The organism is Shinella sp. G-2 (genome assembly GCF_050172695.1).
Lineage (GTDB): Bacteria > Pseudomonadota > Alphaproteobacteria > Rhizobiales > Rhizobiaceae > Shinella.
In genome coordinates this window covers 18,700-30,578 of sequence record NZ_JBBEYH010000032.1, presented here as the reverse complement: position 1 = coordinate 30,578, position 11,879 = coordinate 18,700, and the positions used below count along the sequence as shown (strand labels likewise).

General features: G+C 64.0%; 11 protein-coding genes. 7 read left to right on the top strand and 4 right to left on the bottom strand.

Translation table 11 applies throughout. The annotated features are described in order from the left end of the window. Window positions 1–5: 5 nt before the first annotated feature. From V8U06_RS26750 to V8U06_RS26735, 4 genes are all read right to left on the bottom strand, one after another. Window positions 6–629 (bottom strand): alpha-ketoglutarate-dependent dioxygenase AlkB, encoded by a 624-nt coding sequence (locus V8U06_RS26750; RefSeq protein WP_427143264.1) that lies wholly within the window; start codon window positions 627–629, stop codon window positions 6–8. Next, window positions 629–1,144 carry a peptidoglycan-binding protein LysM gene (lysM, locus tag V8U06_RS26745; RefSeq protein WP_226921417.1) on the bottom strand — a complete coding sequence of 172 codons (516 nt, stop codon included), beginning with the start codon at window positions 1,142–1,144 and terminating at the stop codon, window positions 629–631. The genes V8U06_RS26750 and lysM overlap by 1 nt, the downstream gene beginning before the upstream one ends. A 106-nt stretch (window positions 1,145–1,250) precedes the next feature. Beyond that, complete coding sequence (gene arfB / locus V8U06_RS26740) at window positions 1,251–1,685, bottom strand: alternative ribosome rescue aminoacyl-tRNA hydrolase ArfB (protein ID WP_226921419.1); 435 nt, start codon at window positions 1,683–1,685, stop codon at window positions 1,251–1,253. Window positions 1,686–1,800: 115 nt separating this feature from the next. Further along, window positions 1,801–3,411 (bottom strand): phosphoenolpyruvate carboxykinase, encoded by a 1,611-nt coding sequence (locus V8U06_RS26735; protein WP_427143263.1) that lies wholly within the window; start codon window positions 3,409–3,411, stop codon window positions 1,801–1,803. Window positions 3,412–3,725: 314 nt separating this feature from the next. Between V8U06_RS26735 and V8U06_RS26730 the strand changes: the two genes are divergently transcribed. The 7 genes from V8U06_RS26730 (at window position 3,726) to V8U06_RS26700 (ending at window position 11,876) form a co-directional block, all read left to right on the top strand. Beyond that, window positions 3,726–4,457, top strand: a complete 732-nt coding sequence (locus tag V8U06_RS26730) for a response regulator transcription factor (protein WP_226921423.1) — start codon at window positions 3,726–3,728, stop codon at window positions 4,455–4,457. 58 nt (window positions 4,458–4,515) lie between these two features. Beyond that, a complete protein-coding gene (locus V8U06_RS26725) occupies window positions 4,516–6,333 on the top strand; it encodes a stimulus-sensing domain-containing protein (protein ID WP_427143262.1) in 1,818 nt (605 codons plus the stop codon). Continuing rightward, window positions 6,330–6,785, top strand: coding sequence for an HPr kinase/phosphorylase (locus tag V8U06_RS26720; protein ID WP_427143261.1), 456 nt, complete (start codon window positions 6,330–6,332; stop codon window positions 6,783–6,785). Before V8U06_RS26725 ends, V8U06_RS26720 begins: the two co-directional genes overlap by 4 nt. A 151-nt stretch (window positions 6,786–6,936) precedes the next feature. Further along, entirely contained in the window at window positions 6,937–7,338 is a 402-nt protein-coding gene (locus V8U06_RS26715) for a PTS sugar transporter subunit IIA (RefSeq protein WP_226921428.1), read from the top strand. A gap of 15 nt (window positions 7,339–7,353) precedes the next feature. Beyond that, window positions 7,354–7,626: an HPr family phosphocarrier protein gene (locus V8U06_RS26710; RefSeq protein ID WP_427143260.1), complete on the top strand. Its 273-nt coding sequence runs from the start codon at window positions 7,354–7,356 to the stop codon at window positions 7,624–7,626. 107 nt (window positions 7,627–7,733) lie between these two features. Then, window positions 7,734–9,134 carry an adenosylhomocysteinase gene (ahcY, locus tag V8U06_RS26705; RefSeq protein WP_427143259.1) on the top strand — a complete coding sequence of 467 codons (1,401 nt, stop codon included), beginning with the start codon at window positions 7,734–7,736 and terminating at the stop codon, window positions 9,132–9,134. 291 nt (window positions 9,135–9,425) lie between these two features. Continuing rightward, window positions 9,426–11,876 (top strand): ATP-binding protein, encoded by a 2,451-nt coding sequence (locus tag V8U06_RS26700; protein ID WP_427143258.1) that lies wholly within the window; start codon window positions 9,426–9,428, stop codon window positions 11,874–11,876. The last annotated feature ends 3 nt before the right edge of the window (window positions 11,877–11,879 follow it).

Here is an 11,879-nt window from a genome sequence, read left to right as displayed (position 1 = left end):
CCGGCTTACGGGTTGACCCGCCGGAGCGTCAGATTGATGCGCCCCGTCTTCTTCAGAAGCGTCGAGGTATCCGGATAGATCCGGTCGACGCCGTGGAAGATCAGCCGGCTTTCTCCGCCAAAGACGAAGACATCGCCGCTCGACAGGCGAAACGACCGGGTCGGATCGCTCCGCGAGACACCGCCGACGCGGAACAGGCACTGATCGCCAAGGGATACCGAGACGACAGGAGCGCCGAATTCATTTTCGTCGCGGTCCTGATGCAGCCCCATCTTCGCGTCGGGATCGTAGAAATTGACGAGGCACGCTTCGGGCGGCTTGTCATAGCCGGAGACCGCGTCCCACAGCGCCAGCAGCGCATCGGGAATGGCTGGCCAGGCACGGCCGGTTTCAGGATGCGTCGGCTGATAGCGGTAGCCGCGCTCCTTGTCCGTCACCCAGCCGAGCGATCCGCAATTGGTCATGCGGACCGACATGGGCTTTCCCGTCTTCGGCATGCGCGGCACGAAGAGCGGCGCCTCCGTCACCACTTGACGGATGGCAGCCGCAAGCGCTTCCTGCGCCGCGCGGTCGAAATGATCGGGGAGGTAGCGCAGCCCCGGGGCGAGGCCGCGCTCGGCGGTCGCCATCAGGCTTCCGAGAGGTCCGGGATGCGCAGGACCTGGCCGGGATAGATCTTGTCCGGGTGGGACAGCATCGGCCGGTTGGCGTCGAAGATTAGGGTGTGCTTGGCGCCCTTGCCCTTGCCGTAGTGGGATTCGGCGATCTTCCAGAGATTGTCGCCCTTCTTGACGGTGTAGAGCACAGGCTCGGTGGCGGGCGCAGAAGCCTTGATGAGATCCGCCATGTCGGCCTGCGTGAACTTGAGGCCCGAATCCGGCGCCACGACCTTGAGATCGGCGGCTTCCACCTTGGAGATGCCGAGCGTGTTGCCGACGGCGATGACCGCCTTTTCAAAGGCCGTCTGGTCAGCCACGACACCCTTCAGCACGCATTTGTCGCCTTCGACGGACACCGCGACATTTTGCGTGCCGAGATCGAAGGAATCGAGCTCCTTCTTGACCGCTTCGGCCGCCGGCGCTTCCTCGTCGTCGCCGATGCCGAGCTTCTTGCCGGCGTTCTTGATAAAGCTGAAGAGACCCATGGTCCAATCTCCCGTTCTTGGTCTTGTTTTGCGAACTAAAGCAGAGCCTTCCTGTAAAGGAAAGGTTTCGTTTTCTTCCCATCCATAAACGGCCAAGTTGCGGCGATCATTCGCCGTTCGGCTTGGCCCGCATGCGCTTCACGTCGGAGCGTCCGGACTTCGCCTTGAGCCGGCGTTCGATCGACCCCTTCGTCGGCTTGGTTTTCCGCCGTGGCGGCGGTGGCGGCTCGGCAGCCTTGAGAATCAGCTCCTTCAGCCGCTCGCGCGCGTCCTCGCGGTTGCGCTCCTGGCTGCGGAAGCGGTTGGCCTCGATCAGCAGCACGCCTTCCTTGGAGACCTTGCGGCCGGCGAGCTTTTCCGCATTCGCCTTGATGCGCTCGCTGAGCGAGGGCGAATTGCGCAGGTCGAAGAAGAGCTGGACGGCCGTCGACACCTTGTTGACGTTCTGCCCGCCCGGACCGCCGGCCAGCACGAACTGCTCCGTCAGTTCCCAGCCGGCAAGGGTGATCGTGGCGTTGATATGAAGCGGGTCACTGGCCATGGCTGTTCCTTTCCCGCCCGTTTTAGCGGCGAGACAGGCAAACGGGAAGCCGGCGCCGGAAACGAAAAACCCGGCCTTCGAGGGGCCGGGTTTCACGTGAATCATTACCGAAATCTTACTCGGCAGCGACCTTCAGGCCGGGGGCGGCGTCGCGAACGCTGCCGTCCACCTGGTCCTCGAACTTCTCGAAGTTCGCGATGAACATGTCGACGAGCTTCTGGGCCTGCTTGTCGTAAGCGGCGCCATTGGCCCAGGTCGAGCGCGGGTCGAGGATCTTGGTGTCGACGCCGGGAACCGAAACCGGAACCTGGAAGCCGAAATTGTCGTCGCGGCGGAAGAGGGCGTCCTTCAGCGAGCCGTCGAGCGCGGCGGCAAGCAGGGTGCGGGTCGCCTTGATCGGCATGCGGCGGCCTTCGCCATAGGCGCCGCCCGTCCAGCCGGTGTTGACCAGCCAGCAATCGACGCCGTGCTCGGCGATGAGTTCCTTCAGGAGGTTGCCGTAGACGGTCGGATGACGCGGCATGAAGGGGGCGCCGAAGCAGGTCGAGAAGGTGGCTTCCGGCTCGGTCACGCCGCGTTCCGTGCCGGCGACCTTGGCGGTGTAGCCGGAGAGGAAGTGGTACATGGCCTGGTCGGGCGTCAGCTTGGCGATCGGCGGCATCACGCCGAAGGCATCGGCCGTCAGCATGATGATCGTCTTCGGATGCGGTGCACGGCCGGTCTCGCTGGCATTCGGAATGAAGTGCAGCGGATAGGCGCAACGGGTGTTTTCCGTCAGCGAACCGTCGTTGAAGTCCGGAACGCCCTGGGCGTCGAGCACGACGTTTTCAAGCACGGTGCCGAAACGCTGGGTCGTGGCATAGATTTCCGGCTCGGCTTCGGCCGAAAGACGGATCGTCTTGGCGTAGCAGCCACCCTCGAAGTTGAAGATGCCGTTTTCGCCCCAGCCATGCTCGTCGTCGCCGATGAGCGTGCGGGTCGGGTCGGCGGACAGCGTGGTCTTGCCGGTGCCCGACAGGCCGAAGAACACGGCGGCATCGCCGGCCGGACCGACATTGGCCGAGCAGTGCATCGGCATGACCTTTTTCGACGGCAGCAGCCAGTTGAGCACGGTGAAGACCGACTTCTTCATTTCACCGGCATAGTAGGTGCCGGCGATGAGAACGATGCCGCGCGTCAGGTCGCAGGCGATCATGGTCTCGGTGCGCGCGCCGTGACGGGCCGGATCGGCCTTGAAGGTCGGCAGGTCGATGATCGTCAGCTTCGGGGCGAAGCCGGCCAGATCCTTCTCTTCCGGGCGGATGAGCAGGTTGCGGATGAACAGCGAATGCCAAGCAAGCTCGGTGACGACGCGGGTCGGCAGCGCATATTCGGTGTCGGCACCGCCGATGAGGTCCTGCACGAAGAGGTCGCGGCCGCCGGCATGGGCCAGCATGTCGGCGTAGAGCGCATCGAAGTGCTCCCGCGAGACGGCCTTGTTGTTGTCCCACCAGATGGCGTTCTCGGTGTTTTCGTCGTGCACGACGAACTTGTCCTTCGGCGAGCGGCCGGTGTGCTGGCCGGTGAGCGCGCGAAGGGCGCCATGAGCGGTCTTGACGGCTTCGCCGCGGCCGAGCGCCTCTTCATAGAGCGCTTCTGCTGCAAAGTTGTACCGGACCGTGCCGTTGGTGTGGATGCCCATCGCGGTGAGCCCCAGAGCGGGGTTGCGAACGCCGAGTTCCTGCATGGTCCAGATTTCCTCCGTGGACGAAGAGCCAGGTGAAGTTTTGCGGAAACTAATCTGCGACTGTCACAAAAACAAGAGGGAAATGGAAATTAGGCAATGATATCAATTAATTAATCGATTTAAATAATTATCTTACTTTTTTAATCGGTTGAATAATCGATTTAAAAACGACTCGAAAAGTGCCGCTGAAACGTCTCCCGTTATCTTCGCCACAATTTGTTCCACCTTTACCCCCAGAGAGGCGCTTCATTCATCCAGGACAGGAAGACGATCCGAGGTCGGGAAAGGCGCCTATGAATATGGAGACCAGCAGGATGCAGACGATCGCACTCGTAGACGACGACCGGAATATCTTGACATCCGTGTCGATCGCCCTGGAGGCGGAAGGCTACAAGGTCGAGACCTATACGGACGGCGCGTCCGCTCTCGACGGCCTTCTGGCCCGCCCGCCGCATCTTGCCATCTTCGACATCAAGATGCCGCGCATGGACGGCATGGAGCTGTTGCGCCGCCTGCGCCAGAAGTCGGACATCCCGGTCATCTTCCTCACCTCCAAGGACGAGGAAATCGACGAGCTGTTCGGCCTGAAGATGGGCGCCGACGACTTCATCACCAAGCCGTTCTCGCAGCGCCTGCTGGTGGAGCGCGTCAAGGCGATCCTGCGTCGGGCCTCGAGCCGCGAAGCCGCGGCCTCCGCCGGCACCGCCGGCGGTGCGGCAAAGGCCGGAGAGGTCGCCGCCCGCTCGCTGGAGCGCGGCCAGCTCGTCATGGACCAGGAGCGCCACACCTGCACCTGGAAGGGCGAGCCGGTGACGCTGACCGTCACGGAATTCCTCATCCTGCATTCGCTCGCCCAGCGCCCCGGCGTGGTCAAGAGTCGCGATTCGCTGATGGACGCGGCCTATGACGAGCAGGTCTATGTCGACGACCGCACCATCGACAGCCACATCAAGCGGCTGCGCAAGAAGTTCAAGATGGTCGACACCGACTTCGACATGATCGAAACGCTCTACGGCGTCGGCTATCGCTTCCGCGAGAGCGCCTGAGGCGTAAATTCGCTTGCATCGACCGCGGCAGCGATGGCATGCCGCGGTGGGCGGCGCGATGCCGCCGCATGAAGGATGTTGCCGCTTGTCGCAGACCGTGCCGGAAAAGGATGGAGACGACGCCGAGGGCCGGCCCGCGCCGCGCGCCGGACGCCGCTGGACCCATCCCTTCACCCTGGCGCGCCGCATCTTCGGCAACGCGGTCTTTTCCAGCCTTACGCGCCGTATCCTCTTCTTCAATCTCGTCGCGCTGGTCGTGCTCGTCGCGGGCATCCTCTATCTCAACCAGTTCCGTGAGGGCCTGATCGACGCGCGCGTCGAGAGCCTTCTGACCCAGGGCGAGATCATCGCCGGGGCGATTTCCGCCTCGGCCTCGGTGGACACCAACTCCATCACCATCGATCCCGAAAAACTGCTGGAGCTTCAGGCCGGCCAGAGCATCACGCCGCTGCCGGGCGACGAGGACCTGGAATTCCCGATCAATCCGGAACGCGTCGCGCCCGTCCTCAGGCGGCTGATCTCGCCGACGCGCACCCGCGCCCGCATCTACGACACCGACGCCAACCTGCTGCTCGATTCGCGCCACCTCTATACGCAGGGCCAGGTGCTGCGCTTCGACCTGCCGCCGGTGGAGCCGGAAAGCACCAGCCTGATCGAGCGTATGAATGTCTGGTTCAACCGCATCCTGCAGCCGAGCAACCTGCCGCAATACAAGGAAGCGCCCGGCGGCGACGGCTCGATCTATCCGGAAGTGATGAATGCGCTGACGGGCGTGCGCGGCGCCGTCGTGCGCGTCAACGACAAGGGGGAGCTGATCGTTTCGGTCGCCGTGCCCGTACAGCGCTTCCGCGCTGTGCTCGGCGTGCTGCTCTTGTCGACGCAGGCGGGCGACATCGACAAGATCGTGCATGCCGAACGCCTTGCCATCATGCGCGTCGCCGGCGTCGCCGGCCTCGTCAACATCGCGCTGTCGCTGCTTCTGTCCTCGACCATCGCCAATCCGCTGCGCCGGCTTTCGGCAGCGGCGATCCGCGTGCGGCGCGGGGCCAAGGAACGCGAGGAAATTCCCGACTTCTCCGTCCGCCAGGACGAGATCGGCAATCTTTCCATCGCGCTGCGCCAGATGACGACGGCGCTCTACGACCGCATCGACGCGATCGAGAGTTTCGCCGCCGATGTCAGCCATGAACTGAAGAACCCGCTGACCTCGCTGCGCAGCGCCGTGGAGACGCTTCCGCTCGCCCGCACGGACGATTCCAAGAAGCGGCTGCTGGACATCATCCAGCACGACGTCCGCCGCCTCGATCGCCTGATCAGCGACATCTCCGACGCCTCGCGCCTCGATGCGGAACTCGCCCGCAGCGACGCACGCACCGTCGACCTCGAAAAGCTCCTCGGCGACCTCATCGACATTTCCCGTCAGGTCAACACGCGCAAGAAGCCCGTCATCCTCGACTTCGTCGTCGACCGGAAGGACAATCCGAAGACGAAATTCGAGATTTCCGGCTACGAGCTGCGCATCGGCCAGATCGTCACCAACCTCATCGAGAATGCCCGCTCCTTCGTGCCGGATCCCGGCGGGCGCATCGTCGTGCGTCTGTCGCGCGGCCGCAACGACCGCTGCATCATCCAGGTCGAAGACAACGGCCCCGGCATCCAGGCCGAAGACATCGACCGCATCTTCGAGCGATTCTACACCGACCGTCCGGCCAGCGAAGACTTCGGCCAGAATTCCGGCCTCGGCCTGTCGATCTCCCGCCAGATCGCCGAAGCCCATGGCGGCACGCTGAAGGCGGACAACATCGTCGACAAGACGACCGGCACCCTCGCCGGCGCCCGCTTCACCCTCGCCCTGCCCGCGGGTCCGCAAAAATGACCGCCGCCCCCAACGTGCACGGGACGGCAATCGTGATCGGCACGACGGGGCTCCTGTTCCTCGGCCCCTCCGGCGCCGGCAAGAGCGCCATCGCCCTCCACTGCATCGAGGAAGCCCGCAGCCGCGGACTGTTCGCCGCTCTCGTCAGCGACGACCAGGTCCTCGTCAGCAATGCGGGCGGCCGCCTCGTCGCCCGCGCACCGGCCAGCATCGCCGGGCTGGCGGAGGTGCGTGGCGCCGGCATCGTCAGCGTCGAGACCATCGAGGCGGCGGTGCTGCAACGGGCGATCCGCCTCGTCGAGCCGCCCTTTGCCGAGCGGCTTGCACCGGAGGGCGAAACCGTCGAAATCCTGCCCGGCCGCCCGCTGCCGCTGACCCGGCTGCCGCTCTTTGCCGGCTGCACCGCCTTCTCCACTTTGGTCGCAATCCACCCGGAAATCCTCGCTGCGTGAGCGAAATGGGGCCCGCAAAAAGCGAAATCGGCTATTTTTGGCTTGCACTTGGGCTTTTCATTGACATGATGGCCACCCCAACGGTGGACGGAATTGTTGCATTGCGATATTCGGCCGTCCGTTTTGAGTTGGGAAACTGGAGCGACTGCTGATGATCGGACTGGTGCTTGTCACCCATGGCAAGCTGGCGGAGGAATTCCGGCACGCCCTCGAACATGTCGTCGGTCCACAAAAGGCCATCGAGACCGTCTGCATCGGTCCCGAGGACGACATGGACCAGCGGCGCCAGGATATCCTGGAAGCGGTGATGAAAGCCGATCAGGGCCATGGCGTCATCATCCTCACCGACATGTTCGGCGGCACGCCGTCGAACCTCGCCATCTCCGTCATGACCGGCAACGGCATCGAGGTGATCGCCGGCGTCAACCTGCCCATGCTGATCAAGCTCGCGGGCGTCCGCGGCGAGAACAACATGGAAAAGGCGCTGATCGACGCCTCCGAGGCGGGCCGCAAATATATCAACGTGGCAAGCCGCGTCCTCAGCGGCAAGTAAGGTTCCCTGCCGCCCATGACCGTCTCGAAAGAGCTTCTCATCATCAACAAGCGGGGCCTGCATGCCCGTGCCTCGGCGAAGTTCGTGCAGACGGTCGACGGCTACGACGCGGAAGTGACCGTGTCCAAGGACGGCATGACGGTGGGCGGCACCTCGATCATGGGCCTGATGATGCTGGCCGCCAGCCCGGGCTGCAGCGTGCTCGTCACGGCGACGGGCGTCCAGGCGCAGCAGGTGCTCGACGCGCTCGACGCGCTGATCGCCGACCGCTTCGGCGAGGAGATGTAAGCCTTCCGTTAATATAAGGATATAAAGACTTCTTTATATCCGGTTGCTCCAGCCGGCGTTTCCTGATAGGAAGCGCCATCAAACAGAGCCACAAGGCTGGAGATCTCATGACCAATACGAAGGACTACCACGTCGCCGACATCGCGCTTGCCGATTTCGGCCGCAAGGAAATTCAGATCGCCGAAACGGAAATGCCGGGTCTGATGGCCTGCCGCGAAGAGTTCGGCGCTTCCAAGCCCCTCAAGGGCGCGCGCATCACCGGCTCGCTGCATATGACCATCCAGACCGCCGTTCTCATCGAGACGCTGGTCGCGCTCGGCGCCGACGTCCGCTGGGCCTCGTGCAACATCTTCTCCACGCAGGACCATGCCGCCGCCGCGATCGCCGCCGCCGGCATCCCGGTCTATGCCGTGAAGGGTGAAACCCTCACCGAATACTGGGAATACACCGACAAGATCTTCCAGTGGGCCGATGGCGGCCTCTCCAACATGATCCTCGACGACGGCGGCGACGCCACGATGTACATCCTGCTCGGCGCGCGCGCCGAAGCCGGCGAGAACATCCTGGTGAACCCGGGTTCGGAAGAAGAGGAAATCCTCTTCGCCCAGATCAAGAAGCGCCTCGCCGCCTCCCCGGGCTGGTTCACCAAGCAGCGCGACGCCATCCAGGGCGTGACCGAAGAAACGACCACCGGCGTCAACCGCCTCTACCAGCTGCAGCAGAAGGGCCTCCTTCCCTTCCCGGCGATCAACGTCAACGACTCGGTCACCAAGTCGAAGTTCGACAACAAGTACGGCTGCAAGGAATCGCTGGTCGACGGCATCCGCCGCGGCACCGACGTGATGATGGCCGGCAAGGTCGCCGTCGTCTGCGGTTATGGCGACGTCGGCAAGGGCTCCGCTGCCTCGCTGCGTGGCGCCGGCGCCCGCGTCAAGGTCACGGAAATCGACCCGATCTGCGCCCTGCAGGCCGCCATGGACGGTTTTGAAGTCGTGCAGCTCGAAGACGTCGTCTCCAGCGCCGACATCTTCATCACCACGACCGGCAACAAGGACGTCATCCGCCTCGAGCACATGCGCGAGATGAAGGACATGGCGATCGTCGGCAATATCGGCCACTTCGACAACGAGATTCAGGTCGCTTCGCTGCGCAATCTCAAGTGGACGAACATCAAGCCCCAGGTCGACATGATCGAGTTCCCGAAGGGCAACCGCATGATCCTTCTGTCGGAAGGCCGCCTGCTCAACCTCGGCAACGCCACCGGCCATCCGTCCTTCGTCATGTCCGCTTCGTTCTCGAACCAGGTCCTGGCCCAGATCGAGCTCTACACCAAGGGCGACGAGTACAAGAACGAAGTCTACGTCCTGCCCAAGCAGCTCGACGAGAAGGTTGCCCGCCTGCACCTCGCCAAGCTCGGCGCCCGTCTTACGGAACTTTCCGAAGAACAGGCCGGCTATATCGGCGTCACGACGCAGGGTCCGTTCAAGGCCGAGCACTACAGGTACTGATCCTTACCCGGATTATCCACAACATCTAGAGGCGGCGCGCTTGACAAGGCGCGCCGCCTCTTTTTTGGGCCCGTCCCTTCCCGACGATTCGGGAAACAAGTATCGTTTAAGGCATTGATTCGGCGCGGAGATGCGGACCCTTGCGCGCCGGATCGGGATGTCTTGTCGATCAGGCGGCAAACGGACGGAGACATACCGGGGATGATGTCGGACAAAGAACGAGGCCGTTCCGGGCAGGTTTTCACCCTGCCGGAGCGGGATACGGCGCATACGTTTGCGCAAAATAAAAATATGGTTAACGGTTGGTTGACGAGCCGCGGCAGGCGCCTTCTGGCGGCCGGCTCGGCACTGACGTCGCTCGCCCTCGCCGGCCCGGCCCATGCTGCCAATGCCTATCTCGCCACCACCGAAGTCGTGACCGGTTCCATGCTGCTCGGCGTGATGTCGGCGGCGATGATCTCCGCTCTCTGGATGATCCGCCAGCGCGGCCGCATGGAGGCCGAGCACCGCGAATTGCGCGCGCATCTTTCCGACGCCCGCCACAACGTCTCCCGCCTGCAGGCGCTAATCGGCGACAAGAACCGCCGCATCGTCATGTGGGACGGCCTTTCCGGCAAGCCGGAATTTCTGGGCCAGCTGCCGCCGGAAACCGGCGCGCCGCAGGCCGACCGCGATTTCCTCGCCTTCGGTCGCTGGCTGAAGCCGACCTCCGCTGGCGAGATCGAGCGCGCCGTCGAGAAGCTGCGCTCTCAGGCCCAGAGCTTCGACCTCATCGTGGAAACCAGCCGCGAGGAAGTGCTGGAAGCCCAGGGGCGCGTTTCCGGGGGGCAGGCCTTCGTGCGCTTCGTGGCGCTCAACAACCTTCGCGCGGAAGCCGCCGAGCTGAAGCTCGAGCGCGACCGGCTCGTCGCCGCGCTCACCACGCTGCAGGGCCTGCTCGACCAGATCGACCTGCCCGTCTGGCAGCGCACTGCCGACGGCTCGCTCGCCTGGGTGAACGAGGCCTATGCCGAGGCCGTCGAGGCCAAGGACGCCGCCGGCGCCGTCACCGAGGGCCGCGAGCTGCTGCCGACCATCGCGCGCGAAAAGATCCGCGCCACCAGCAGCTACGACACGCCCTTCCGCGACAAGATCTCTACCGTGGTGCACGGCAACCGCAGCTTCTTCGACGTGGTCGACACCAGAAGCGCAACAGGCTCGGCCGGCATCGCCGTCAACGTCTCCGATGTCGAGGCGGTGCGCGAGGAACTGGTGCGCACGCTGAAGAGCCATGCCGAAACGCTCGATCATCTGGCGACCCCGGTCGCCATCTTCGACGGCGACCAGCGCCTGCAATTCTACAACCAGGCCTTCCAGCACATGTGGGAGGTCGACATGGCCTTCCTCGAGGGCAAGCCCGGCAATGGCGAGCTGCTCGATCGGCTGCGCGCCGCCGGCAAGCTGCCCGAACAGCTGAACTGGAAGCAGTGGAAGGAAAACGCCCTTTCCGTCTACCGCGCCATCGACACGCAGACCGACCTCTGGCACCTGCCGAACGGCCAGACGTTGCGCGTCTTCGCCACCGCCCGCCCCCAGGGCGGCGCCACCTGGGTCTTCGAGAACCTGACCGAGAAGGTCGATCTCGAAACGCGCTACAACACGCTGGTGCAGGTGCAGGACGAGACGATCGACCACCTCGCCGAAGGCGTCGCGGTGTTCAGTCCGGACGGACGCATCCGCCTCTCCAACCCCGCTTTCCGGGCACTGTGGGGCATCAGCGAGGCCGAGGCGACATCCGGCACGCATATCCGCGCCATCGAGCAGGCCTGCACCCCGTCCTACGACAAGCCGGACGGCTGGAAGCGCTTTGCGCACATGATCACCAGCTTCGACGACGAGCGGCCCTCGTGCCAGGGCGTCCTGGAGCTGCGCACCGGCCTCATCCTCGATTTCGCGGTCATTCCGCTTTCCAACGCGCAGACGATGCTGACCTTCGTCAACGTCACCGACAGCGTGCGCGTCAGCCGTGCGCTCACGGAGAAGAACGAGGCGTTGCGCAAGGCGGATGCGTTGAAGAACGATTTCGTCCAGCACGTCTCCTACGAGCTGCGCTCGCCGCTGACCAACATCATCGGCTTTGCGGACCTCTTGAAGACGCCGACCATGGGCGAGCTCAACGACCGTCAGTCCGAATATGTCGATCACATCGCAACGTCCTCGGCGGTGCTGCTCACCATCGTCAACGACATTCTCGACCTTGCGACCGTCGATGCCGGCATCATGGAACTCGACTATACCGAGATCAATCTGACGGACCTGCTCGACGACGTCTCCATGCAGTTCGCCGACCGGCTGCACGACGCGCAGGTGACGCTGGAAATCACCGCACCGGACAATCTCGGCACCATCGTCGCCGACCAGCAGCGGCTCAAGCAGATTCTCATCAAGCTCTTGAGCAATGCCGCGAATTTCGCGCCGGAAGGCAGCTCCATCGGTCTGAGATGCTGGCGCGAGGGCCGCGACCTCGTCTTCACGGTTTCCGACCGGGGGCCGGGCATTCCGCAGGATGTGCTGAAGACGGTGTTCGACCGCTTCGAGAGCCACGGCCGCCACGGCGGCGCGGGCCTCGGCCTTTCCATCGTGGAAAGCTTCGTCAGCCTGCACCACGGCACCGTCTCCATCGACAGCCAGGAAGGCCGCGGCACCCATGTCACCGTGCGCATTCCCTCCGCGACGATGACCTCCTTCGCAGCGGCGGAATAGGCC

Excerpts from the sequence above, each read along its gene's own strand:
- V8U06_RS26700 (WP_427143258.1), top strand. The coding sequence starts at position 9,426 with ATGGTTAACGGTTGGTTGACGAGCCGCGGCAGGCGCCTTCTGGCGGCC.
- V8U06_RS26720 (WP_427143261.1), top strand. The coding sequence starts at position 6,330 with ATGACCGCCGCCCCCAACGTGCACGGGACGGCAATCGTGATCGGCACG.
- V8U06_RS26735 (WP_427143263.1), bottom strand. The coding sequence starts at position 3,411 with ATGCAGGAACTCGGCGTTCGCAACCCCGCTCTGGGGCTCACCGCGATG.
- ahcY (WP_427143259.1), top strand. The coding sequence starts at position 7,734 with ATGACCAATACGAAGGACTACCACGTCGCCGACATCGCGCTTGCCGAT.
- V8U06_RS26725 (WP_427143262.1), top strand. The coding sequence starts at position 4,516 with ATGCCGCCGCATGAAGGATGTTGCCGCTTGTCGCAGACCGTGCCGGAA.
- V8U06_RS26715 (WP_226921428.1), top strand. The coding sequence starts at position 6,937 with ATGATCGGACTGGTGCTTGTCACCCATGGCAAGCTGGCGGAGGAATTC.
- arfB (WP_226921419.1), bottom strand. The coding sequence starts at position 1,685 with ATGGCCAGTGACCCGCTTCATATCAACGCCACGATCACCCTTGCCGGC.
- V8U06_RS26750 (WP_427143264.1), bottom strand. The coding sequence starts at position 629 with ATGGCGACCGCCGAGCGCGGCCTCGCCCCGGGGCTGCGCTACCTCCCC.
- lysM (WP_226921417.1), bottom strand. The coding sequence starts at position 1,144 with ATGGGTCTCTTCAGCTTTATCAAGAACGCCGGCAAGAAGCTCGGCATC.
- V8U06_RS26710 (WP_427143260.1), top strand. The coding sequence starts at position 7,354 with ATGACCGTCTCGAAAGAGCTTCTCATCATCAACAAGCGGGGCCTGCAT.
- V8U06_RS26730 (WP_226921423.1), top strand. The coding sequence starts at position 3,726 with ATGCAGACGATCGCACTCGTAGACGACGACCGGAATATCTTGACATCC.